General features: G+C 72.4%; 19 protein-coding genes. 12 read left to right on the forward strand and 7 right to left on the reverse strand.

Annotated features, from left to right (window positions below):
- Positions 1-165: 165 nt before the first annotated feature.
- A complete protein-coding gene (locus tag OG737_RS23610; RefSeq protein WP_328928133.1) occupies positions 166-633 on the forward strand; it encodes an ATP-binding cassette domain-containing protein in 468 nt (155 codons plus the stop codon).
- A 4-nt stretch (positions 634-637) separates the two neighbouring features.
- Here OG737_RS23610 and OG737_RS23615 read toward each other — a convergent pair whose 3' ends face one another.
- Positions 638-1,540 (reverse strand): DUF5937 family protein, encoded by a 903-nt coding sequence (locus OG737_RS23615; RefSeq protein ID WP_328928134.1) that lies wholly within the window; start codon positions 1,538-1,540, stop codon positions 638-640.
- A gap of 52 nt (positions 1,541-1,592) precedes the next feature.
- Complete coding sequence (gene gntA, locus OG737_RS23620; RefSeq protein ID WP_405921940.1) at positions 1,593-2,333, reverse strand: guanitoxin biosynthesis heme-dependent pre-guanitoxin N-hydroxylase GntA; 741 nt, start codon at positions 2,331-2,333, stop codon at positions 1,593-1,595.
- A 292-nt stretch (positions 2,334-2,625) separates the two neighbouring features.
- Here gntA and OG737_RS23625 point away from each other — a divergent pair, with 292 nt between their 5' ends.
- The 7 genes from OG737_RS23625 to OG737_RS23655 all read left to right on the forward strand — a co-directional run bounded on the left by OG737_RS23625 (position 2,626) and on the right by OG737_RS23655 (position 9,815).
- On the forward strand, positions 2,626-4,113 hold the full coding sequence (locus OG737_RS23625) for a chorismate-binding protein (RefSeq protein WP_328928136.1): 1,488 nt from the start codon (positions 2,626-2,628) through the stop codon (positions 4,111-4,113).
- Complete coding sequence (locus tag OG737_RS23630; protein WP_405921941.1) at positions 4,110-4,697, forward strand: anthranilate synthase component II; 588 nt, start codon at positions 4,110-4,112, stop codon at positions 4,695-4,697. Before OG737_RS23625 ends, OG737_RS23630 begins: the two co-directional genes overlap by 4 nt.
- Before the next feature lies 1 nt (position 4,698).
- On the forward strand, positions 4,699-5,724 hold the full coding sequence (trpD, locus tag OG737_RS23635; protein ID WP_405922443.1) for an anthranilate phosphoribosyltransferase: 1,026 nt from the start codon (positions 4,699-4,701) through the stop codon (positions 5,722-5,724).
- Positions 5,721-6,524: an indole-3-glycerol phosphate synthase TrpC gene (gene trpC / locus OG737_RS23640; protein WP_328928139.1), complete on the forward strand. Its 804-nt coding sequence runs from the start codon at positions 5,721-5,723 to the stop codon at positions 6,522-6,524. Before trpD ends, trpC begins: the two co-directional genes overlap by 4 nt.
- Positions 6,521-7,948 carry a class II 3-deoxy-7-phosphoheptulonate synthase gene (locus tag OG737_RS23645; RefSeq protein WP_405921942.1) on the forward strand — a complete coding sequence of 476 codons (1,428 nt, stop codon included), beginning with the start codon at positions 6,521-6,523 and terminating at the stop codon, positions 7,946-7,948. The genes trpC and OG737_RS23645 overlap by 4 nt, the downstream gene beginning before the upstream one ends.
- Positions 7,949-8,040: 92 nt before the next feature.
- On the forward strand, positions 8,041-9,009 hold the full coding sequence (locus OG737_RS23650) for an ATP-binding cassette domain-containing protein (protein ID WP_328928141.1): 969 nt from the start codon (positions 8,041-8,043) through the stop codon (positions 9,007-9,009).
- Entirely contained in the window at positions 9,006-9,815 is an 810-nt protein-coding gene (locus tag OG737_RS23655; protein ID WP_328928142.1) for an ABC transporter permease, read from the forward strand. Before OG737_RS23650 ends, OG737_RS23655 begins: the two co-directional genes overlap by 4 nt.
- 93 nt (positions 9,816-9,908) lie before the next feature.
- Here OG737_RS23655 and OG737_RS23660 read toward each other — a convergent pair whose 3' ends face one another.
- Positions 9,909-10,364, reverse strand: a complete 456-nt coding sequence (locus OG737_RS23660; RefSeq protein ID WP_328928143.1) for an Lrp/AsnC family transcriptional regulator — start codon at positions 10,362-10,364, stop codon at positions 9,909-9,911.
- A gap of 148 nt (positions 10,365-10,512) precedes the next feature.
- Here OG737_RS23660 and OG737_RS23665 point away from each other — a divergent pair, with 148 nt between their 5' ends.
- Both OG737_RS23665 and OG737_RS23670 read left to right on the forward strand, forming a co-directional pair.
- Positions 10,513-11,514 (forward strand): asparaginase, encoded by a 1,002-nt coding sequence (locus OG737_RS23665; protein ID WP_405921943.1) that lies wholly within the window; start codon positions 10,513-10,515, stop codon positions 11,512-11,514.
- Between the two features lie 85 nt (positions 11,515-11,599).
- Positions 11,600-14,887 carry an NACHT domain-containing protein gene (locus OG737_RS23670; protein WP_405921944.1) on the forward strand — a complete coding sequence of 1,096 codons (3,288 nt, stop codon included), beginning with the start codon at positions 11,600-11,602 and terminating at the stop codon, positions 14,885-14,887.
- Between the two features lie 35 nt (positions 14,888-14,922).
- Here the strand turns inward: OG737_RS23670 and meaB are convergent, their stop codons facing one another.
- The 4 genes from meaB to OG737_RS23690 form a co-directional block, all read right to left on the reverse strand.
- Positions 14,923-15,903 carry a methylmalonyl Co-A mutase-associated GTPase MeaB gene (gene meaB, locus OG737_RS23675; RefSeq protein WP_328928145.1) on the reverse strand — a complete coding sequence of 327 codons (981 nt, stop codon included), beginning with the start codon at positions 15,901-15,903 and terminating at the stop codon, positions 14,923-14,925.
- Positions 15,904-15,913: 10 nt separating this feature from the next.
- Entirely contained in the window at positions 15,914-18,100 is a 2,187-nt protein-coding gene (gene scpA, locus OG737_RS23680) for a methylmalonyl-CoA mutase (RefSeq protein WP_328928146.1), read from the reverse strand.
- The gene (locus OG737_RS23685) at positions 18,097-19,962 is read right to left on the reverse strand and encodes a methylmalonyl-CoA mutase family protein (protein WP_405678081.1); all 1,866 of its coding nucleotides are present in this window, start codon (positions 19,960-19,962) and stop codon (positions 18,097-18,099) included. The genes scpA and OG737_RS23685 overlap by 4 nt, the downstream gene beginning before the upstream one ends.
- 61 nt (positions 19,963-20,023) lie before the next feature.
- Positions 20,024-21,187 carry an ROK family protein gene (locus OG737_RS23690; RefSeq protein WP_405681338.1) on the reverse strand — a complete coding sequence of 388 codons (1,164 nt, stop codon included), beginning with the start codon at positions 21,185-21,187 and terminating at the stop codon, positions 20,024-20,026.
- 777 nt (positions 21,188-21,964) lie between these two features.
- On the opposite strand from OG737_RS23690, the gene OG737_RS23695 reads away from it, so the two are divergent.
- A complete protein-coding gene (locus OG737_RS23695) occupies positions 21,965-22,894 on the forward strand; it encodes a TauD/TfdA family dioxygenase (protein ID WP_328928148.1) in 930 nt (309 codons plus the stop codon).
- 35 nt (positions 22,895-22,929) lie between these two features.
- Positions 22,930-23,487, forward strand: coding sequence for an NADPH-dependent FMN reductase (gene ssuE, locus OG737_RS23700; protein ID WP_328928149.1), 558 nt, complete (start codon positions 22,930-22,932; stop codon positions 23,485-23,487).
- The last annotated feature ends 29 nt before the right edge of the window (positions 23,488-23,516 follow it).

Consider the following 23,516-nt stretch of genomic DNA (forward strand, 5'->3'; position numbering starts at 1 on the left):
TGGAGCCTGCTCCACTGTCGGAAGTGCACCTCACGTGCTTACCCGGTCCGCGCCCGGTCGGTAGCTTCTTCATATCGCTCGATGCACTGGAGGCCCACGCAAATGAACACCAAGGAAGCAGCCGGGGGTTGTGACTCCCTGGAAATTTCGCCGTATGCCTTGGAAATGGACGCCGTCTCGAAGAACTACGGTGAGGTGCGGGCCCTGAGCGAGGTGACGGTCGGCCTCGTGCGCGGCGGGGTGACCGCCGTCATCGGCCCCCCGGGGGCGGGCAAGAGCACCCTGCTGGCGTGCGTGACCGGCCGCCGGGCACCGACTTCGGGGTGGGTGGGCCGGCACGACCGGATCGTCACCCCCGCCCCGTCCTGCTGGGAGCGACTGCCGGCCGCCGACCCGGCCCGGCCCGAGCTGCTCGTCGCCGACGACCTGGCGGACGCCGGGAGCCTGTATACGGTGATGGGCCTCGAGGACGAGGCCCGTACGGTGCTCGTCACGACATCGGCGGCGGCCGTGGCGGCCGCCGCCGATGTCGTGCTGTTCCTGGTGGAGGGTCGGCTCGCCGACGTCATGTGCGACGTCACGGCGGCACAGATCGACGCGCGCCTGGCGCAGCTGACCGCGTCGTGCCCCTGAACGGTCAGGGCTTCACGCGCGCCAGGTCCCGGTGGTGGTAGCCGTCCAGCAGGGCGGCGCCGAGCGGGGTGAGCGAGTGGCGCGCGGTGTTGAGCCGCCGCTGGGTGGTGATCAGCCCGGCACTGCGCAGCACGGAGGTGTGCTGGCTGGCGGATGCCGCCGAGATGCCCATGCGGCGGCCGAGTTCGGTGGTGGTGCAGCTGTCGGTCAGGGTCTTCATGATGGCCGCCCGGGTCCGTCCGACGAGGGGGCCGAGGGCGTCGGCGCAGCTCTGCTCGGCCGACGGCGCGGCCAGCACGGTCTCGGCCGAACCGGCGGCGACGGGGTACGCGAGCACCGGCGGACGGCCCCGGCCTGCCGCGGGTATCAGCACCGGCCGGTCGTACAGGAACATGGACGGCGCCAGCAGCAGACCGGCGCCGCCCGGGACCACGTCCTGGGAGCGGTGGCTGGGGATCTCCAGGACGCCGCCGTTCCACCGCACCGTGGGGTGCAGCGTCGACAGCAACTGCTCGATGCCGCCCGCCAGGACCGTGCGGCCGCGGGCGGCGCAGTCGGCCTCCAGGGTGGCCGAGACCCGGTCCCAGTACGGCGCGAGGGCCGCCTTGTGGAACTCCTCCAGCATCCCGGCCAGGTTCTGCCGCTCGGTCCCGGGCTCCTGGTTCGCGGAGTCCTCGGCCATGTGCAGCAGGTCGGGGATCGGCCGCAGGGTGCGGGCCAGCGTCATCAGGGACCAGGAGCGCCGGCCCAGCCGGCTCGTGGTCCGCTGACGCCAGGAGGCGTAGCCGTCGCCGCCCCCCTGACGGGCCAGCAGGTCCAGGGCGAACAGCGTTTCGACGAGCGGCCGCTCGGCGACCTTGACGACCGTGCGCGCCAGGTCCTGGCCGGAAAAATGCACGCGTTGCATGACGGAATGCACACTCCGTGATCGAAGAAGGGGGGCCGGGCCGGCCGGCGGCTCAGGAGCCGGAGGCCGTGCCGTCCTGGGGATGGAAGGGGCAGCGCCACTGTTCGCCGGTGGCGGCTCCGGAGTACTGGCGGGCATCCGAAGCCTCACCGAACTCGGCGAGGTTGGGGTTGATCGACCGCTGCAGGCGTTCCTCGCGCTGCCGGATACGGCGCTGGAGGCCGTAGTAGACGCCGGACTGCTTCAGCCGCCGGAACTGGTGGTTGGAGTTGAAGGCGAGGGCGGGGCGCGGGTACCGCCGGGAGATCCGGGACGCGTTCGCGTGCATGCCCACCACGAAGAACGGGTGGCCGGCCAGGCTGAACGCGAAGTCCGGCGATGCCGGGTCCGGGGAGACGCCCGGCGCCCAGGAGAACCCCTGCTCCACGTCCACGGCGTGCAGATCGGTGAGCTGCTGCCACATCAGCGCGTCGAATTCCGGCTCGGTGAGAGCCGACGTCTCCTCGAATACCGCGACGAGTGTCGCGAAGTTCTCGGTCGGCGACAATTCCATTTTCGTGAATTCGAAAATTGCGGTGTGCAGGTCGGACGTCGCGTCCGCACTGCCCATGCTGCCGAGTTGAACGGGCGTCAGGGTTCCTCTGCGTACGGCCGCTTTGGCCGCCAGGCACGAGAAATCCTCGCCCATGATCCAGTCCGCCAGATGCCTGTGAACCGGATTTTCCATAGTTCCCCCTTGCCGCGATGTGCATCGTGTACAAATGCATGCACCTCCTCCCCCATGCAGCGCCATCCACTTTAGACATCGGCTTGTTTCTTGGCAACGTGAGTAGTTCGCATGCCGGGGTATGAATTCTTCTTCGTGTTGAATGTGAATTATTCACGGTTACTGGCCGGAAACATGTCGGGCGGGATGCTGTTTCCGCAGGTCAGAGTGGGTGTGGTGAGGCCTTGAGGGGTGCTTGGGGGTCACTTCAGCGGAAATTGAAAGTCATGGTGCGGGCGGGTGACCGGGGTTACGGTCCGGCCGGACACCCTCCCCGACGCAGCACCGAAATCGACCGGAAAACACTTGGAGGACACCTGTGCCGGCTCCCACCGAAGCCGCCACCGGGACGGCCCTCGCGGACGACCCCGCGACCGTGCCCGACCGGGCCGCCACCGCCGCCCTGGCCCGCACCCACGACGTGGTCCCCGTCCGGCAGGAGTTCCTGACCGACACCCTCACGCCGGTCGCCGCCTTCGCGCTGCTCTGCGGGTCCGACGAGCCCGGCTTCCTGCTGGAGAGCGTGCCCGTCTCCGGCGGCGTCGCCCGCTACTCGTACGTCGGCCACCGCCCCGTACCGCTCGCGCTGCCCGACGGCGACCCGCTGGCCGCCCTCCAGGGCCGGCTCGCGGCGTCCGAGGCGCCCGTGCCCGGACTCCCGCCCTTCCACGGCGGGGTCGTCGGCTACCTCGGGTACGAATCCGTACGCCACTTCGAGGAACTGCCGCTCGCCGCGGGCCCGGGACCCGGGCTGCCGGAATCCGCCTTCCTGATCGCCGACGACCTGGTCGTCTTCGACCACGCCACCCAGCGCGTCCTGCTCATCACCCTGCACCGCCCGGCCGCCGAGAGGTACGAGGAGGCGGTCGCCCGGATCGACGCCATGGCCCGGCGGCTGCGCACGGCCGTCCCCGCCGGCCGGATCTCCGGCCGCCCGCTGCTGCCCTCCGTCCCGGTCGCCGACCCCACGGCGGGCTGGACCGCCAACCTCACCGAGGGCGAGTTCCGCGACCGGGTGCGGCGGGCCCAGGCCCACATCGCGGCCGGGGACGCCTTCCAGATCGTGCTCTCGCAGCGCCTGAGCAAGCCGCTGGAGGCCGAACCCCTCGACCTCTACCGGCACCTGCGGTCCACCAACCCCTCGCCGTACATGTACCACCTGAGCCTGGGCGGGGGCCGGCACGTCATCGGGGCCTCGCCCGAACTGCTCGTCAAGAGCGAGGGCCGCCGGGTACGCACCCGCCCGCTGGCCGGCACCCGGCCCCGCCACCCCGACCCGGTGATCGACCTCGCGCTGGAGCGCGAACTCCTCGCCGACGAGAAGGAACGCGCCGAGCACGTCATGCTCGTCGACCTCGGCCGCAACGACCTCGGCCGGGTCACCGAGATCGGCAGCGTCACCGTCGACGAGGTCATGCGCGTCGAGCGGTTCTCCCACGTGATGCACCTGTCGTCCACCGTCTCCGGCCGGCTGGCGCCCGGCCGCACCCCGCTGGACGCCCTGCGCGCCGCGTTCCCCGCCGGAACCCTCTCCGGCGCGCCCAAGATCAGGGCGATGGAGATCATCGCCGAGCTGGAGCCGCAGCGCCGCGGCGTCTACGGCGGCGCGCTCGGCTTCGCCGGCCACGACGGCCAGGCCGACTTCGCCATCGCGCTGCGCACCATGGTCGTCGCCGACGGCCAGGTCCACGTACAGGCCGGAGCGGGCATCGTCGCCGACTCCGACCCCGGCGCCGAGTACCAGGAGACCCTGCACAAGGCGGGCGCCATGATCACCGCCGTACGACGGGCGGAGGCCCACGCGTGAGCACCCCGCCCCCCGTACCCCGCGTCGCGGTCCTCGACAACTACGACTCCTTCACCTACAACCTGGTGCACTACATCGGCGAGATGGGCGGAGCACCCGAGGTCTTCCGCAACGACGCCACCACCGTCGCCGAACTCGCCGCCTACGACCTGCTCCTGCTGTCGCCCGGCCCGGGCAGTCCGGCGGGCGCCGGGATCTGCGTCGAGGCCGTGCGCGCGCTCAGCGGCCGGCTGCCGATCCTCGGCGTCTGCCTCGGCCACCAGGCCATCGCCGAGGCCTTCGGGGCGAGCGTGGTCCGCGGCGCCCCGGTCCACGGGAAGACCTCCCCGGTCCACCACGACGGCACCGGCGTCCTGGCCGGACTGCCCGACCCGTTCACCGCCACCCGCTACCACTCGCTGGTCGTCGACCCGGACAGCCTGCCGGCCGAACTCGCCGGCAACGCCCACACCGCCGACGGCACCCTCATGGGCCTGCGCCACCGCGACCACCCCACCTTCGGCGTGCAGTTCCACCCCGAGTCGGTGCTCACCCCCGACGGCAAACAGCTGATCGCCAACTTCCTGGAGTGCAGCCTTGATTGACCTGTTGAAGACCGTCGCCCGGCGGTCCCTCACCGAGGCGGAGGCCGCCTCCGCGATGCGCACGATCATGCGCGGCGAGGCCACGACCGCCCAGATCGCGGGTTTCGCCCTCGCCGTCACCGTGCGCGGCGCCTCCGTCGACGACCTCGCCGGAATGGCCCGCGCCGCCCAGGAGTTCGCGACGCCCGTACCGCTCGGCGGGGACGTGCTGGACACCTGCGGCACCGGGGGCGACGGCCTGAACACCTTCAACGTGTCCACCGCCTCCGCGATCGTCGCCGCCGCCTGCGGAGTCCGCGTCGCCAAGCACGGCAACCGCAGCGCCTCCTCGGCCTGCGGCAGCGCCGACGTGCTGGAGGAGCTCGGGGTCCGCATCGACCTGGGCCCCCGCGAGGCCGCCGACTGCCTGGCCGCGACCGGCATCACCTTCCTGTACGCCCCCCGGTTCCACCCGGCGTTCCGGCACACCGCCGCGCCGCGCCGCGAGCTGGGCGCCCGAACCGTCTTCAACCTGCTCGGCCCGCTCTGCCACCCCTCCGGGGCGCGGCTGCGCACCCTCGGGGTGCCCAGCGCCGACCTGGTCGAGCCGATGGCCGAGGTGCTGGCCCGGCTCGGCGCCCGGCGCGCGATGGTCTTCCACAGCGAGGACGGCATGGACGAACTCAGCACCGGAGCCGCCGCCCGCGTCGTCGAGCTGCTGCCCGACGGCACCCGTACGGCGTACCGCTTCGACCCGGCAGGGCTCGGCCTGCGCCCGTACACCCCCGCCGACCTGGCCGGCGGCGACCGTACCGTCAACGCGGCCGTCATCCGCCGGGTCCTGGCCGGGGAGCGCGGACCCGCCCGCGAGGCCGTCCTGCTCAACGCGGCCGCCGCGCTGCGCGTCGCGGACGCGGCCGGTACCTGGCACGAGGCCCTCGCCGCGGCCCGCGCGGCCCTCGACACCGGAGCCGCCGCAACCTTGCTGAACCGGTGGGTCGCGGTCTCCCGGCAGCTCGCCGGAGCCGAGCTGGAGGTGTCCGCGTGAGCGCCGCACAGCAGGCCGGGGTCCTGACCGGGGTCCTGGGCACCCTGGTGGACCAGGCCCGGCAGCAGACCGAACGCCGCCGCGCCGCCTGCCCCGTGGCGGAACTGGCCGTACGGGCCGCCGCCGCGCCCGCACCCCGCGACTTCGCGGCCGCCCTGCGGGCCCCGGGCCTCGGCGTCATCGCGGAACTCAAACCCCGCAGCCCCTCCAAGGGGCCCCTCACCGACGACTACCGGCCCGTCGAACTGGCCCGCGCCTACGCCGCGGGCGGGGCCGCCGCACTGTCCGTCCTCACTCACGAGGCCGGCTTCGGCGGCAGCCCGGAGGACCTGGCCGCGGTCCGCGCCGAGGTGGACGTCCCCCTCCTGCGCAAGGACTTCGTCGTCGACGAGTACCAGGTCCTGGAGGCCCGGGCACTGGGCGCGGACGCCCTGCTGCTCATCGCCGCCGCCCTGAGCGCGCCGCGCCTGGCCGAACTCGTCGCCGCCACCCGGCAGCTCGGCATGCAGCCGCTCGTCGAGGTGCGCGACGAGACCGAGGTGGACGCCGCGCTCGCCGCGGACGCCACCGTCATCGGGGTCAACCACCGCGACCTGCGGGACTTCGCCATCGACCGCACGCTCTGTGCCCGGCTGCGCGACCGGGTCGGCCCCGGTCGGGTCATGGTCGGCGAGAGCGGAGTGCGTGGCGCCGAGGACGCCCGCGCACTGGAACGGGCCGGGGTGGACGCCGTCCTCGTCGGTGAACTCCTCATGCGAGCCGCGCACCCCGGTGCCGTGATCAAGGAGCTGATCGGATGACCGCCACCGCCACCGCCACCGCCACCGTGAGCAGCCCGTCGGCCGTCTCCGCGGACGCGCCTGCCGACACCGGCTCCTGGAGCCCCGGCTCCTGGCGCACGCGGACCGCCGCCCAGCAGCCCGACTGGCCCGACCCCGAAGCCCTGCATCGGGTGGAGAGCACCCTCGCCTTCCAGCCCCCGCTGGTCCTGCCCGACGAGATCATGGGCCTGCGCGGCGCGCTCGCGGGCGTCGCGGCGGGCGAGGGCTTCCTGCTCCAGGCCGGGGACTGCGCCGAGCGGTTCGCCTCCTGCACCGAGGACGGGATCCGGAGCAAGCTGCGCGTGATCCTCCAGGTGGCCGTCGTGCTCACGTACGGATCCGGCCTGCCGGTGGTGAAGGTCGGCCGCGTCGCCGGCCAGTTCGGCAAGCCGCGCAGCCGTCCCACCGAGACCATCGGCGGCGAGGAGCTGCCCGTCTACCGGGGCGACATCGTCAACGCGCCCGAGTTCACCGCCGAGGCCCGCCGTCCCGACGCGGACCGGCTGCTGCGCGCGTACCAGCACTCCTCGGCGGCCCTCAACGTGCTGCGCGCGCTCACCCTCGGCGGATACGCCGACCTCGGCCAGGCGCACGCGTGGAACCAGGAGTTCGTCCGGCGCAGCGCCGCCGGGCGGCGCTACGAATCGGCCGCCGACGACATCAGCCGGGCCCTGCGGTTCATGACCGCCTGCGGGGTGGACGCCCGCGCCCTCTCCGCCCTGCAGCGGATCCAGCTCTACACCTCCCACGAGGCGTTGCTGCCGCCCTACGAGGAGGCCCTGACCCGGTACGACGAGCGCCGCCGCACCTGGTTCGGCACCAGCGCCCACATGCTCTGGATCGGCGACCGCACCCGCGACCCCGACGGCGCCCACGTGGAACTGCTGTCCGGGCTCGGCAACCCGGTCGGCGTCAAGGTCGGCCCCGGCACCACTCCGCAGGGCCTGCGCGCACTGTGCGAACGGCTGGACCCGGACCGGGAACCCGGCCGACTGGTCCTGATCACCCGCCTCGGCGCGGGCAGGTCCGCGGACCTGCTGCCACCGCTGCTGCACGCCGTACGCTCCGCCGGACACGTCCCGGTATGGGCATGTGACCCGATGCACGGCAACACCTTCGTCTCCGACAGCGGCTACAAGACCCGCCGGCTGTCCGATGTCACCGCCGAAGTGGCCGAATTCTTCGCGGTACACCGTGAAGAGGGCACCCATCCCGGGGGAATTCACCTCGAACTCACCGGTGACGACGTCACCGAATGCCTCGGCGGTGATCTGGAGGAGATTCTCGACGGGCAGCTCGGCACGCGTTACGAGACGGCCTGCGACCCGCGGCTCAATGCCGTGCAGTCCCTCGAACTCGCCTTCCGCGTGGGCGACTTGCTGCGCTCGCAGCATTCCGTCTGAGCGGGGCGATTAGGCGAGGCCTTAATGACCTTGTGACGCCGATCAGGCGGGTGGAAACATCTCGCACGCCAGCCTACGAAAGGGAAACTCCCATGCCGCTCGCGATCGAGGCCGAGGGACTGGTCAAACGGTACCGGGAGACGACGGCCCTGCGGGACGTCGACCTCGCGGTGCCGGCCGGCACCGTCCACGGTGTCCTCGGCCCCAACGGGGCCGGGAAGACGACCGCCGTACGCATCCTCGCGACCCTGCTCACCCCGGACGCCGGCCGGGCCACGGTCGGCGGGTACGACCTGATCCGCGACCCGGTCGGGGTGCGCGGCGTGATCGGCCTGACGGGCCAGTACGCGGCGCTCGACGAGGAGCTCAGCGCCGTCGAGAACCTCACGCTCATCGGCCGGCTGCTGCGGCTGCCCGCCGCCGACGCCCGGTCCCGGGCCCGTGAGCTCCTCGCCGACTTCGGCCTCACCGAGGCGGAGGGCCGCCCGGTGAAGACGTACTCGGGCGGCATGCGCCGCCGCGCCGACCTCGCGGCCAGCCTGGTCGGCCGGCCTTCGGTGCTCTACCTGGACGAGCCGACCACCGGGCTCGACCCGCACAGCCGCAACGAGGTCTGGGACACCGTCCGGGGCCTCGTCGCGGGCGGGGTCACCGTCCTGCTCACCACGCAGTACCTCGAAGAGGCCGACCAGCTCGCCGACCGCATCACCGTCTTCAACCACGGCACGGTCGTCGCCGAGGGCCGCCCGGACGAACTCAAGCGGATGGCGGGCGGCCAGACCCTGGAGGTCAGGGCCACCCGGCGCGACCAGGTGGACACCGTCGCCGAGATCATGCTCGGCCTCACCGGTCAGCTGCCCGCCCGCGACGAGGACACCGGCCGTCTCACCGTGCCCGTCCAGGACCCGGTGATCCTGTCCGCCCTGGTCCACAAGCTCGAAGCGGCCGACGTGGCCTTCGACGAGCTCGGGCTGCGCCTGCCCACCATGGACGAGACGTTCCTCGCGATCACCAGCCCGGGCGGCGTACGGGCCCCCCTCACGGAAGAGAAGCTTCGATGACGACCCCCACCCGTGCGGCGCGCCGCCGCATCGGCCCGCTGGAAGCCGTCGGCAACGCGCTGTCCCTGGCCTCCCGGAACGTCACCAAGCTCAGGAAGAACCCTGACGCCCTGGTCGACGTGACGCTCCAGCCGCTGCTGATGCTGTTCATGTTCACGTTCCTGTTCAGCGGCGCCATCGCCGGGGGCGACCGCGACGGCTACCTCCAGCAACTCGTCCCGGGTCTGCTGGTGTTCAGCCCGCTGTTCGTCACCATCGGTACCGGTGTCGCGCTGTGCACGGACATCTCCAAGGGGTTCTTCGACCGCCTGCGCAGCCTCCCCATCGCCCGCTCCGCGCCGCTGGCGGGCATCGTGATCGGGGACGTGGCCCGCTACTTCCTGTCGGTCGCCGTGGTCCTCGGCGTGGGCACGCTGATGGGCTTCCGGATCCAGACCAATCCGCTCGCCGTGCTGTTGGCGGTCGTCCTCATGATCGCCTTCGGCCTGTCCGTGTGCTGGATGGCGATCCTGGCGGGCATCCTGGTCCGTACTCCGGCGGCCGTCCCCGGTGTCCTGATCGGCGCCGTCATGCCGCTCAGCTTCGGCAGCAACGTCTTCGCCCCGGCCGAAACCATGCCGGGCTGGCTGCAGGTCTGGGTGAACATCAACCCGGTCACCCTGATGACCGACGTCAACCGCTCGCTGCTGCTGGGCGAGGGCTCGCTGACGGGGCCGCTGCTGGGCGGTCTGGCCTGGATGGCCGGCTTCGTCGTGGTCTTCTTCCCGCTGTCGATGCGCGCGTACCGCCGCCGCCTGGGCAGGTAGCCAGGCGGCGGCCGCAGGCCGTGAGGACAGGGGCGGCAGCGGCCGGGGGGTCGCTGCCGCCCCGTTGCGCATCCCCGTCCGCGCTGTCCGCGCTCAGCGTTCCACGGGCAGGCCGGTCGGCTCCTTGATGCGCTTCATGATGATCTGAGAGTTGACCTCGGTGACCCCTTCGAGCGCCGTCAGCTTCTCGATCCACAGGCGTTCGTACGCGCGCAGGTCCGCGACGGCGATCCGCAGCAGGCAGCCGGGACTGCCGAAGAGGCGGTACGCCTCGACGACGTCGGGGATGTCCTGCAGGGCGGCCTCGAAGGCCTCGACCGCCTCGCGGTCGCGGCGCACCTCCACGGAGACGAGCACCTCGAAACCGCGGCCCACCGCCTCGGGGGAGATCACGGCGCGGTAGCCCTGGATCACCCCGTCCTGTTCCAGCTGCCGCACCCGGCGCATGCAGGGGGAGGGGGTCAGGCCCACGCGTTGGGCGAGCTCCTGGTTGCTGAGGCGGCCGTCCGCCTGGAGCTCACGCAAGATATCCCGGTCGATGGCATCCATTGCGCAATTATCACCCAGCCAGTGTGACAGGAGGGGCCAAAGAAGCAATCACATTGCGCGTAGATCTCTCTATGATTGCTGTTTCGCGCGCGTGTGCGAGTTCACCTGTACGGGTGACGAGGAATACGAGGAAAGGGCGGCCACGGCCATGGGACGGATCGTCGTCATCAGCACCGGCGGGACGATAGCCAGCCGCTGGCAGGGCTCGGGTTTCGCGGCGGACGCCGACGGCAGTGAGGTCGTCGCCACCGCGCCGCTGCCCGAGGGCATCACCGTCGAGCTCGTGGACCTGTTCAGCGTGAACAGCCCGCGGCTCACCACCGCCCACCAGCTCACCCTGCTGCGTACCGTGCACGAGGTGCTCGCCGATCCCGGCGTGGACGGCATCGTCGTCACGCACGGCACCGACACCCTCGAAGAGTCCGCGTTCCTCGTCGACCTGCACCACCACGACCCGCGCTCCGTGGTGTTCACGGGCTCGCAGCGGCCCATGGGCACCGCCGACGGCGACGGGCCGGAGAACCTCTACGACGCGCTGCTCACCGCCGACACCACGCGCGGGCTGGGCGTGCTGATCGCCTTCGCCGGCCGGGTGCACGCCGCCCGCGGCACGGTGAAGAGCCAGGCCGTGGCGCTGGACGCGTTCGCCGACCCCTCGAAGGAACTCCTCGGCAAGGTCGGCTTCGGCAAGGTCGCGATCCTGCGCACACCGCAGCGCCCCGCCCCGCTCCCGCTGCCCGCGATGCCCGAACTCCCGCCGCGCGTCGACGTGGTGGTGCACCACGCCGACGGCGACGCGGTGCTGCTGAACGCCGCCGTCGCGGCGGGCGCGCGGGGCATCGTCCTCGTCGGGACGGGCGCGGGCAACGCCACCCCCGAGATCGTGGACGCCGTCAGGGCCGCCATCGGGCGCGGCGTACTGGTCGCGCTCACCACGCGCGTGATGGCCGGGCCGGTCACCGAGATCTACACCCACGGCGGCGCCGTGGACCTGGTCGCGGCCGGAGCCGTACCGACGGGCACCCTGCGCGCGGGCCAGGCCCGCATCGCGGTGCTCTCCGCACTGCTCGCCTCCACCGACGGCGCGGAGCAGAACCGCATCCTGCGCGACACCCTCTCCTCCGAGGGCCCGGTCCTGATCGGTGCCTGAGGGCTGTCCCGCAGCGTTCCTCAGCGCGGTATGACCGGGGCGCCATAGGATCCGGTGCATCGGTCATCGCGCCACGGGGGGACGCATGGAACCCGGGACCATCGGCATCCGACTCGCCTCGGCGGCCATCGCCCCGCTCGTCAGGAAGCTCTTCGTCACCGAAGGCCCTGGCGCCGGTCTCGTCGACAAACCGGTCCGGATCTCGGGTCACGTGTCCTTCAGGGGCGAGAAGCGCTCGCTCACGCAATCCGATCTCCACGACCTGGCGGCCAAGTTGGTCAAACAGGCCCTCCGTACGGGCGAGCGCCCCATCCCCGCCGACGAACAGCAGGCGGTGGCCGACGCCCTGGCCACCACCCTGCACGCGCTGGGCGACATCACACTGACCGATCTGGACGCGGTCCGGCTCGGCTCCGAAGCCCTCGCGCGGGAGCTGCGCCGGGTCAGCGGCCGGCCCGAAGCCCAACTGAGCACCGACGCCACGTACTTCTACGAGCGGCTGCTCGAAGCCGCCTGCCTCCACATCCTCCACTTCTTCACGCAGCGCTCGACGTTCGTCGCCCACGCCCTCGTACAGCAGACGCGCGGGATCGCCGAGCTGACGGCCAAGGTCGACGAACTGATCCGCCGCGCGCCCCTGCCGGGCGCCGAGGACGCCGCCTTCGAGCAGGTGTACCTGCCGTACGTGGCCAAGAGGCACGGCAAGCTGACGATCTACGGGATCGACCTCAGCAACTCCCCGACGCGGTGGCCGCTGGACGCGGCGTACCTGAGCCTGGAAGCGACGTCGCAGTGGCGCGTGTCCCTCGACCACGTCGTCGAGGTTCCGGAACTGGCCGGCGCGGGGCTCGATCTCACCGCCTCCACCGATCCGCAGGCGGCGCGGACGGCGCGCCGCGTGTTCCGCCAGGCGTACCGCGACGCCTCGGGTCCGCAGCCCGCGGACCAGGCCCTGGCCAGCAGCCACCGTGTCCTGCTCCGGGGCGAGGCCGGCTCCGGCAAGAGCACGCTGGTCCAGTGGCTGGCCGTCACCGCCGCCCGCCAGGACCTCCCTGCGCAGATGGAGTACCTGTACGACCGCATCCCGTTCGTCCTGCCGCTGCGGACCCTGACGCGCCACGGCGAGCGGCTCCCGCTGCCCCAGGACTTCCTGGCCGCGGCGGGCTGTCCGCTCGGAGGTGCCCAGCCGGACGGCTGGGTGCACCGGGTCCTCGCCACCGGGCGGGGCCTGGTCCTCGTCGACGGCATCGACGAGATCCCCGACCGTGAGCGCGAGCGGACCCGCGGCTGGCTGCGGGACCTCATGGACACCTACGACGGTGACAACCGCTGGCTCGTCACCTCGCGCCCCTCCGCCGTGGGGGCGGACTGGCTCGCCGGGGACGACTTCACCGAGCTGACGCTGTCCGCGATGGGCCCCGCCGACATCGCTACGTTCATCGAGCGGTGGCACAAGGCGGCCCACGTCGGAACGGACGACGATGCCGTCCTCCAGGAGTACCAGGCCCAGCTCCTGGCGGCCGTGCGCACCAAACCCGATCTCGGCCGGCTCGCGACCAACCCCCTGATGTGCGGGCTGATCTGCGCTCTCCACCGGGACCGGCGGGGCTACCTCCCGCACGGCCGCAAGGACCTCTACGAGGCCGCCCTCTCGATGCTGCTGAGCCGCCGGGACCGCGAGCGCGACATGGCGGGCCCGGACCTCCGGGAGGAGCCTCAGCTCGACCTGCTCCAACGGCTCGCGTACTGGCTGATCAAGAACGGCCGTACGGAGATGGACCGTTCCCGCGCGGAGGACATCATCGCCCGCGCTCTGCCCTCGGTCCCGGAAGCGGCAGCTCTGGGTGAAGCGCGCGTCGTCTTCGCGCACTTCCTCCAGCGCAGCGGGCTCCTGCGGGAACCGACGCCCGGCACCGTGGACTTCGTCCACCGCACCTTCCAGGACTTCCTCGGTGCGCGGGCCGCCGTGGAGGAGGGCGACTTCGGCCTACTCGCCGGCCACGCCGCCGACGACCAGTGGGAAGACGTCATCCGGATGGCTGTCGCCCTCGCCCGGCCCGGCGAGCGCGTCACGATCATCCGTGACCTGCTCGCTCTGGGAGACCGTTCCCCCGACAAGCGCACCGAGGCCCGCGTGTACTTGCTCGCGGCCGCCTGCCTCGAACACGCCACCACGCTCGACCCGGAGGTACGCGCGGCCGTCGAGTCGCGCACCGGCACTCTCATCCCGCCGGGGAACGAGCAAGAGGCACGCGCCTTGTCCGAAGCCGGTCCGCTCATCCTGGGCCTGCTCCCCGGCCCGGAGAACCTTGATCAGGTCGACGCCTACTACGTGGTGATCGCGGCCTCCCACGTGACGTCGGACGCTGCCATCTCCTTCCTCGCGCAGTTCGCCAAGCACCCCTCCCTGCCGGTCCGTTCCCAGCTCGTGTGGGCGTGGTCACGGTTCGAAAGTGCCCGATACGCTGAGGAGGTCATCGCACAGCTGGACCCGGCCGATCTCCTCTACACGGTGCAGTCCGACGAACAGCTCAGTCATCTGGACCGCCTCGGACTCCGGCCGACCCGCCTGGACATCAGGAACGACGTGTCACCGGACCACCTGGCGACGTACATCGGCCGGTACAGCCTCACCGAGATCACGTACTCGAACGACACCGCGCCCGACCTGGGCTTCCTGGCGGGGCAGTCCGCCCTGGAATTCCTCGGCATCGGCCACTGCCCGGGCCTGACGGACCTGGACGGGATCGAGGGCCTGCCGATCCGGTATCTGGACATCACCGGCGCCCGACCCGATCTCGACCTGCGCAAGGTCTCTCAGCTCTCCCAGTTGGAATCCCTGAACGTCCGCGGTCCTTCCGGCATGAGCTGGTCCGCCGAGGCTCTGCCCACGGGCGCACCTCTTGAGTGGCTGACCGTGGACGGTGAAGTGAGTCCCGTGAACGGGCTCAAGGGGATCGGAGTGCTCTGCGGTCTCCGGCGCCTGGTGCTCAACGCCGAGTCCGGTCCCGGCTCGGAAGCCGACTGGCATGAGATCCGCGCCCTCGGCTCCCTCGAGTACCTGACCGTCTCCGCCACGTCGTTCGATGCCCTTCCGGCGGGAGCGGTGCTGCCGGACGTCAGCACTCTGATCCTCGTCGGGGGCGGCGGGGAACGAGTTCTGCAAGCGGCCGTCCACCGACTGCCCGCGGCCTTCACCGGACTGGAAGACTGCCGGCTCATCGCGGACGTCGCGACGGAGGGCGACACCGGCATTGACGTCGCACCATTGGCCGGACTGGCCCGGCTTCAGCAGGTCTACATCGCATCGGGCGGAGTCCCGATCCGCGGCGCCGACCTGCTCCCGCCGTCGGTGGATCTGCACATCGAGTGACCGGGCGGCACCCGGGGGTGCCGCCCGTCCCGCCGTCAGTTCCCGAACGCCGCCAGGATCCGGTCCGCCGCCGAGGTCGGGGTGACCGAGCCCGCGCGGACCGATTCCTCCAGGCCCGGTGCGAGCTCCCGTACCGCCGGGTCCGAACGCAGCCGTTCCAGCAGCTCCTCGCGGACCATCGACCAGGTCCACTCCACCTGCTGGGACGCCCGCTTCGCCGTCAGCCGGCCGCCCGCCTCCAGCAGGGTGCGGTGCTGTTCGAGACGGTTCCACACCTCGTCCAGGCCCGCCGACTCGCGGGCGCTGCACGTCAGGACCGGCGGGGTCCACGCCGCGTCGGCCGGGTGCATCAGGCGCAGCGCGCCCGACAGTTCACGGGCGGCCGCCTTCGCGTCCCGCTCGTGCGGGCCGTCCGCCTTGTTGACCGCCAGGACGTCCGCCAGCTCCAGGACGCCCTTCTTGATGCCCTGCAGCTGGTCGCCCGTACGGGCCAGGGAGAGCAGCAGGAAGGAGTCGACCATCCCCGCCACCGTGGTCTCCGACTGGCCCACGCCGACCGTCTCGACGAGGACCACGTCGTAGCCCGCCGCCTCCATCACGATCATCGACTCGCGGGTGGCCTTCGCGACCCCGCCCAGCGTCCCCGCCGAGGGCGACGGTCGGACGAAGGCCGCCGGGTCGACCGACAGCCGCTCCATCCGCGTCTTGTCGCCGAGGATGGAGCCGCCCGTGCGCTTCGACGACGGGTCGACCGCGAGGACCGCGACCTTGTGGCCGAGCCCCGTCAGCATCGTGCCGAACGCGTCGATGAAGGTGGACTTGCCCACCCCCGGCACCCCGCTGATGCCGATCCGCCGGGCCCGGCCCGCGTGCGGCAGTAGTTCCGTCAACAGCCCCTGCGCCAGCACCCGGTGAGCGGGCAGGGTGGACTCGACGAGCGTGATCGCGCGCGCGATGAACGCGCGCTTCCCGTCGAGCACCCCCTTCGCGTATGCCTCGATGTCGATCTTCGGCACCGGCCGCCGCCTACAGCTCGTGGCCCAGATCCGCGGCCAGCCGCGTCACCAGGTCGTGGGCGGCGTCCGGGATCACCGTTCCGGGCGGGAACACCGCCGTGGCGCCCATCTCCAGCAGCGTGGGGACATCGGCCGGCGGGATGACCCCGCCCACGACGATCATGATGTCCTCGCGGCCCTCCTCCGCCAACTGCTCGCGCAGCGCCGGTACGAGGGTCAGGTGGCCGGCCGCCAGCGACGAGACGCCCACCACGTGGACGTCCGCCTCGACGGCCTGGCGGGCCACCTCCGCCGGGGTCTGGAACAGCGGGCCGACGTCCACGTCGAAGCCCAGGTCGGCGAAGGCGGTCGCGATCACCTTCTGGCCGCGGTCGTGGCCGTCCTGGCCCATCTTGGCGACGAGGATGCGCGGACGGCGGCCCTCGGCCTCCTCGAACCGGTCGACCAGGGCGCGGGTGCGCTCCACGGACGGGGACTCGCCTGCTTCGGTGCGGTACACACCCGAGATCGTACGGATCTGGCTCGCGTGCCGCCCGTACACCTTCTCCAGTGCGTCCGAGATCTCACCCACCGTCGCCTTGGCGCGCGCCGCGTCCACCGCCAGGGCGAGCAGGTTGCCGTCACCGCGCTCGGCCGCGTTCGTCAGCGCCCGCAGGGTGTCCTGCGTGACGGCCTCGTCGCGCTCCTCGCGCAGCCGCCGCAGCTTGGCGATCTGCTGCGAGCGCACCGACGAGTTGTCGACCTTCAGTACGTCGATCGCCTCGTCGTTCTCGACGCGGTACTTGTTCACGCCGATCACCGGCTGCCGACCCGAGTCGATCCGCGCCTGCGTACGCGCCGCGGCCTCCTCGACGCGCAGCTTCGGGATGCCCGCGTCGATGGCCTGCGCCATGCCGCCGGCCGCCTCGACCTCCTCGATGTGCTGCCAGGCACGCCGGGCGAGGTCGTACGTCAGCTTCTCGACGTACGCGCTGCCGCCCCACGGGTCGATCGACCGGCACGTCCCCGACTCCTGCTGGAGCAGCAGCTGGGTGTTGCGGGCGATGCGCGCCGAGAAGTCCGTCGGCAGCGCGAGCGCCTCGTCGAGGGCGTTGGTGTGCAGCGACTGGGTGTGGCCCTGGGTCGCCGCCATCGCCTCGATGCACGTACGCGTCACGTTGTTGAAGACGTCCTGCGCGGTCAGCGACCAGCCCGAGGTCTGCGAATGCGTGCGCAGCGACAGCGACTTGGCGTTCTTCGGGTCGAACTGCTTGACCAGGCGCGCCCACAGCAGGCGGGCGGCGCGCAGCTTCGCGACCTCCATGAAGAAGTTCATGCCGATCGCCCAGAAGAACGACAGGCGCGGCGCGAACGCGTCCACGTCCAGCCCGACGGCCTGACCGGCGCGCAGGTACTCCACACCGTCGGCGAGGGTGTACGCCAGCTCCAGGTCGGCCGTGGCCCCGGCCTCCTGGATGTGGTAGCCGGAGATGGAGATCGAGTTGTACCGCGGCATCTTCTGCGAGGTGAACGCGAAGATGTCGGAGATGATCCGCATCGAGGGCTTGGGAGGATAGATGTAGGTGTTGCGGACCATGAACTCCTTGAGGATGTCGTTCTGGATGGTCCCGGCGAGCTTGTCGGCGGAGACGCCCTGCTCCTCCGCCGCCACGATGTACAGGGCGAGAACGGGCAGCACCGCGCCGTTCATCGTCATCGACACCGACATCTTGTCCAGCGGGATCCCGTCGAAGAGCTGCCGCATGTCATAGATCGAGTCGATGGCCACGCCCGCCATGCCGACGTCGCCCGTCACGCGCGGGTGGTCGCTGTCGTAGCCTCGGTGCGTCGGCAGGTCGAAGGCCACCGACAGGCCCTTCTGGCCGGACGCCAGGTTGCGCCGGTAGAAGGCGTTCGACTCCTCGGCCGTGGAGAAGCCGGCGTACTGCCGGATCGTCCAGGGCTGGTTGACGTACATCGTCGGGTACGGGCCGCGCAGGTACGGGGCCACGCCCGGGTACGTCTGGAGGAAGTCCAGACCCTCCAGGTCCCGGCCCGTGTACAGCGGCTTGACGCCGATGCCCTCGGGGGTCTCCCACAGCAGGTCGGAGGCGGCGGTGCCGGTGGACTCCTTCACCGCGGAGCGCCAGTTGTCCTCGGACACCCCGGCGGCGGCGGTCGGGTCGAGCGCCAGCTCGGAGAAATCGGGGATGCTCAAGACGGCACTCCCATCCGGTCGAGTACGGAGGACAGCACGGCGACGGCGTCACAGCCGGCGAACACGTACTCGTCCACGGAAGCCTCTGCGGTACCCGGCTTGCCCGCGAGGAACACGGTCGTGGCGCCCGCCGCGCGCAGCGCCTCGGACACCGCCGCGGCCTGCTCCTCGTACAGCGCGTCGCTGGAGCACAGCACGGCCATGCCGTCGGCGCCGCTCGCGGCATAGGCCGCGGCGGCCGTCGCCGGGTCCACGGAGACCGGATCGTGCACGGGCTCGATGCCGCCCGCCTGGAAGAGGTTCGAGGCGAAAGTGCCGCGCGCGGTGTGCGCGGCCGCCGGACCCAGCGCGGCCAGGAAGATCCTGGGCCGGGCGCCGGTCGCCGCGAGGTGCGCGTCGCTGCGGGCGCGCAGAGCCTCGTACGCCTCGTCGCGCCGTACGCGCGGCAGTCCGCCGGTGGGTCCGGCGGGCGCGGGCTCGCGTACGACCGGCTTCTCCGAGAGCAGCGGGAACTCGCTGACACCGGTGATCGGTTCGCGGCGCTTGGCCAGCTTCTTCGAGCGCTCGGCCCAGGTGGCGGCGAGCCGTTCGGCGACCAGCCCGGAGCGCAGGGCGGCGGCCTGGCCGCCCGCCTTCTCCAAGGTCTGGAAGAACTCCCAGGCGGCGTGGGCGAGTTCGTCGGTGAGCCGCTCGACGTAGTACGAGCCGCCGGCCGGGTCGATCACGCGGGCCAGGTGCGACTCCTCCAGCAGGATCGTGGAGGTGTTGCGGGCGATCCGGCGCGCGAAGGCGTCCGGCAGGCCGAGCTCGTTGTCGAAGGGGAGCACGGTGACCGAGTCCGCGCCGCCCACGCCCGCGGCCATGCAGGCCACGGTGGTGCGCAGCATGTTCACCCACGGGTCGCGGCGGGTCATCATCACCGGCGAGGTCACCGCGTGCTGGAGCTGGGCGCCCGCCTCCGGGGCCCCCGAGGCCTCGGCGACACGGGCCCACAGGCGGCGCGCTGCGCGCAGCTTGGCGATCGTGAGGAACTGGTCGGCCGTGGCCGCGTAGCGGAACTCCAGCTGGCCGAGGGCCGTCGCGGTGCTCAGGCCGGCCCCGGTGAGGGCACGCAGGTAGGCGACACCGGTGGCCAGGGACAGGCCCAGCTCCTCGGCGGCGCTGCCGCCGGCCTCGTGGTACGGCAGGGCGTCCACGGTCAGGGCGCGCACCCCGGGATAGCCGGAGGCGGCTTCCCGGGCCAGGGACACGGCGTCGGCCATGTCGAGCGCTTCGCCCGTACGGGCCTCGTGGCCCAGGGGGTCGGCGCCGAGGCTCGCCCGTACCGCCGCCGGCTGCGTCCCGCGCTCGGCGCACAGGGCGAGGAACGCTCGCGCGGCCTGCGCGTATTCGGCTCCGGAGTCCAGGGAGACCGGGGCGAGGTCCAGGTAGACCCCGTCCAGGGCCCGGGCGAGGCCGTCGACGGGGATGCCGCCGGGGCCGACGGTCAGCCAGAGCGAGGTGACCCCGTTCTCCAGGTCGGCGAGGACCGCCTCGTTCAGGCGTGCCGGATCGGTGCCCGCGAGGCGCTGGCGCACGTCCCAGCCGTTCGCGGTGGTGCCTTCCGGCCTGCCGCCCCGTACGAAGGGGGCGAAGCCGGGGAAACCGGTGTCGGGAGCCGTCCCGTCGGGCGGCGCGGTGTACAGCGGGCGGGTGGTGAGCCCGTCCTCGAGTGGGGTGGACAACGCTTCTTCAGCGGCCTCGCCGGAGGCTTCCTTGCCCGACTTGCGCAGTACGCCCTCTACAAGGCGCTGCCACTGCTCATGCGTCGCGTCAGGGAACTCGGCGGCCAGGGAGAGCCCGTCGTCAGGCAGGACCGTCATGGCTCGAATGTAGGGGAGGGCGCTCAGGTGGCACCATACCGGCGGGTGTGATCTCGCCCTCTCACAGCGTGCCGAACGGATCCTGGAAAACCCGGCTGAGCAGCACCGTTGCCGCCGCCTCCGGGAGCACGGCCGGGCCCGCGTGCGGTACGACGATCCGCGCGGGGTCGTCGCCGACGTGCGAGAACTCCGTCGCGGCGCCCCGGATCTCCTCCAGATACCCCTCGTGCAGGACGCTCGACAGCTCGGTCACGACCATGATCGCGGGATTGAAGACATCCAACAGAAGAGCCGCCGCGCGGCCCACGGCGCGGGCGCGCTCGCGCAGCAGCCGGTCGGCCCGCGGGTCGCCGGTGGCGGCCGCGTCCACCAGCATGCCGACGGACGGGTCCGGCACGATGCCCCGGCGGACCGCCTCGGCGCCCAGCACGGTGTCGGAGGCGGTCGCCTCCAGGCAGCCGGTACGTCCGCACGCGCAGCGCGTCCGCGACCCGGGCACCGGCAGGTGGGCCACGTCGCCCGCGGCCGAGCCCGGGCCCTGGTGCACGGTCCCCTCGATGCCGAAGGCGGCGTCGACGACGTTGCCGATGAACAGGTGCACCAGGCTGCGGCGGGCCTCCGGGCGGCCGAAAAGGATCTCGGCCCGTGCGACGGCCCGGGCGTGGTTGTCGACCCGCACCGGGAGTCCGACGGCGGCGGACAGCTCGGCACCGAGGGGCTTCTGCCGCCAGCGCAGCACGGGGTGGTGCACGACGACGCCCTCGTCGGGGCGGATCCACCCGCCGAGGGCTGCGCCGACGCCCAGTCGCGGGCGTCCGGTGTCGGACTCGGCCAGGAACCGGGCCAGTTCGGCGGCGATGTCGGCGGTGAGGCCGGCCGGGGAGCGGCCCTCGTGGGAGAAGGCCCGCCGGGCCAGGAGCCGGCCGCGCAGGTCGACGAGGCTGAAGGTCGAGGCGGGTACGCCGATGTGCAGCCCGGCGGCGACGGGTCCGCCGACGGCCCCGGTGTGCAGGTCCAGCGGGATCCGCGGGCGGCCCACTCCGTCGGCGGGGCCGGGCAGCTCGCGCAGCAGGCCGCTGCGGAGCAGGCCGGTGGTCTGCCGGGAGACCGCGGCGGGGCTGAGCCCGCAGAGGCGGACGATGCCGCTGCGGGCCACGGGCCCGTGCTCCAGGACTGTCCGCAGCACGGTGGCGGCATTGGCGGCCGCCCGGCCGTCACCGGTCATACGCGTCACACGGTCTCCTCGGGGGCGGGGTGCGTCCTGCGATCATGACGGAGCCCGTGTGGGGGCTTGGCGGGGTCGGGGTCGGTGCCGGGGTGGGGTGTCGGCCGGGACTGCATGATTTATGGCGCCCTGGCCCTGGCTTCGGCCCTTACGGGCCTGGCCACGCCACACATCACGTTTTACGTCCCGGCCCACACCCCACCCCGTCCCCGCCCCCGACCAACCCGTCGGGTCGACCCCGTTGGCATCGTGGGGTTCGGCCAGTCCCACTGGCGATTGAGGATCTGGGCGAGCGCGTGGCGGCCGCGTTGCGGGGCCGTGAAATCCGGCCACGGTTTTCGGCCGCCGGGGGCGGGGTGGCGTACCCCTCTCGGTGTGGGGAAAGGCCAGGTCGCAGCGGGTGTACGGGGGCAGTGCGAGGGGTCTGGGGGTGGCCCGTCCCGGGGGTTGACCGGTGGCGGGGGCGCTGACACGCTCCGAGCCATGTCCGCGAACGAACTCCTCGTCCCGCGGCTCCACACCACCGGCCCGTGTACCGCGCCGGGTGAGTGTCCGGGCCGCTGTCCGGCCCCGCGCCGCGCCTGAGCCCGGCTGCTCCGAAGGGCCCGGCGTCACGCCTGGCGGCCCCGCCGCCCGATGCGTCCGTGGCAGCCCGCTCGCCCGCCCCGCCCCGCCCCGGCACGTCGTGTCGCGCCTGCGTTCCCGCGCCACCTCCTGCCCGCCGGGCTGCCCCGTACCCCTATTTCTTCCGCTGCGGAAATAAACCAGGGAGTTCCCATGGCCACTGCAATCACCTCCGTCACCGTCACGAAGATCGGCGGCCGCATCGGCGCCGAGATCGGCGGCGTACGGCTCGGCGGCGACCTGCCCGCCGCCACCGTCGCCGAGATCCGCGCCGCGCTCCTCGCCCACAAGGCCGTCTTCTTCCGCGGCCAAGGCCACCTCGACGAAGCCGGCCACGAGGCCTTCGCCCAGCTGCTCGGCGCGCCCGTCGCGCACCCCACCGTCCCCTCGGCCGACGGCCGTTACGCCCTCGGCATCGACTCCCACCACGGCGCCCGCGCCAACCAGTGGCACACCGACGTCACCTTCGTCCCCGCCTACCCGGCCTTCTCCATCCTCCGGGCCGTCACCATCCCCCCGTACGGCGGCAACACCCTGTGGGCCAACACCGCCACCGCCTACAGCAACCTCCCCGAGCCGCTCCGGGCGCTCGCCGACAGCCTGCGCGCCGTCCACTCCAACGAGTACGACTACGCCGCCCTCAAGCCGGACGCCCTGCCCGAGGCGCTGGCCCAGTACCGCGAGGTGTTCACCTCCACCAAGTTCCTCACCGAGCACCCGGTGGTCCGGGTCCACCCCGAGACCGGCGAACGCACCCTGCTGCTCGGCAACTTCGTCCAGCGCATCAACGGCCTCACCGGCCGCGACTCCCGCATCCTCCAGGACCTCTTCCAGGCCCACATCGAGAGCCCCGAGAACACCGTCCGCTGGCAGTGGCGGGCCGGGGACGTCGCCATCTGGGACAACCGCGCCACCCAGCACTACGGCGTGGACGACTCCGACGACCACGAGCGCACCCTGCGCCGCGTCACCGTCGACGGGGACGTCCCGGTCGGACCCGACGGCGAGCCCTCCCGGCTGATCAGCCCCGAGGCCGTCCCGGACCCCGCCTTCGGCATCGCCTCCGGCGCTTCGGCCACCTGACCGTCCGCTCCCCGTACGACACCCAAGGAGCCCCCGTGCCCCAGCTGCTCGCCCTCACCGGCAGCCCGTCCCTCCACTCCCGTACCGAGGTCGTCGCCGAGCACGTGCTGCGCCGCCTCTCCCACTCCGGGTTCGAGACCGCGCACCTCGCCGTCCGCGACCTCCCCGCCGCCGACCTGCTCTCCGCCCGGCGCGGCGAGCCGGAGATCCGCCGGGCACTCGAAGCCGTCGCCGAGGCGGACGGCATCGTCATCGCGACCCCGGTCTACAAGGCCTCGTACACCGGTCTGCTCAAGGCCTTCCTCGACCTGCTGCCGCAGGACGGCCTGGCCGGGAAGACGCTTCTGCCGCTGGCCACCGGCGGCAGCCTCGCCCACGTCCTGACCATCGACTACGCCCTGCGCCCCGTGCTCGCCGCCCTCGGCGCCCGGCACGTCACCGCCGGCCGGTTCGTCCTCGACTCCTCCGTCGAGCGGGGCCACGGCCCCGACCGGCTGCGTCCCGAGGCGGAGCTGGACCTCTTCCAGGCCGTCGACGAGTTCGCCGACGCCCTGCGCGCCGCGCACCCCAGCGCGCTCACCGCCACCCCGTAACGACCCGGCCCCCGCACCGACAAGGATCC

The sequence above is a fragment of the Streptomyces sp. NBC_00122 genome (genome assembly GCF_045160845.1).
In the GTDB taxonomy this organism is placed as follows: domain Bacteria; phylum Actinomycetota; class Actinomycetes; order Streptomycetales; family Streptomycetaceae; genus Streptomyces.

What these genes read in the sequence shown, in the direction of transcription:
- OG737_RS23610 (WP_328928133.1), top strand. Translation starts at nt 166, where the DNA reads ATGGACGCCGTCTCGAAGAACTACGGTGAGGTGCGGGCCCTGAGCGAG.
- OG737_RS23615 (WP_328928134.1), bottom strand. Translation starts at nt 1,540, where the DNA reads ATGCAACGCGTGCATTTTTCCGGCCAGGACCTGGCGCGCACGGTCGTC.
- gntA (WP_405921940.1), bottom strand. Translation starts at nt 2,333, where the DNA reads ATGGCGCTGCATGGGGGAGGAGGTGCATGCATTTGTACACGATGCACA.
- OG737_RS23645 (WP_405921942.1), top strand. Translation starts at nt 6,521, where the DNA reads ATGACCGCCACCGCCACCGCCACCGCCACCGTGAGCAGCCCGTCGGCC.
- OG737_RS23650 (WP_328928141.1), top strand. Translation starts at nt 8,041, where the DNA reads ATGCCGCTCGCGATCGAGGCCGAGGGACTGGTCAAACGGTACCGGGAG.
- OG737_RS23655 (WP_328928142.1), top strand. Translation starts at nt 9,006, where the DNA reads ATGACGACCCCCACCCGTGCGGCGCGCCGCCGCATCGGCCCGCTGGAA.
- OG737_RS23660 (WP_328928143.1), bottom strand. Translation starts at nt 10,364, where the DNA reads ATGGATGCCATCGACCGGGATATCTTGCGTGAGCTCCAGGCGGACGGC.
- OG737_RS23665 (WP_405921943.1), top strand. Translation starts at nt 10,513, where the DNA reads ATGGGACGGATCGTCGTCATCAGCACCGGCGGGACGATAGCCAGCCGC.
- OG737_RS23670 (WP_405921944.1), top strand. Translation starts at nt 11,600, where the DNA reads ATGGAACCCGGGACCATCGGCATCCGACTCGCCTCGGCGGCCATCGCC.
- OG737_RS23685 (WP_405678081.1), bottom strand. Translation starts at nt 19,962, where the DNA reads ATGACGGTCCTGCCTGACGACGGGCTCTCCCTGGCCGCCGAGTTCCCT.
- OG737_RS23690 (WP_405681338.1), bottom strand. Translation starts at nt 21,187, where the DNA reads ATGACCGGTGACGGCCGGGCGGCCGCCAATGCCGCCACCGTGCTGCGG.
- OG737_RS23695 (WP_328928148.1), top strand. Translation starts at nt 21,965, where the DNA reads ATGGCCACTGCAATCACCTCCGTCACCGTCACGAAGATCGGCGGCCGC.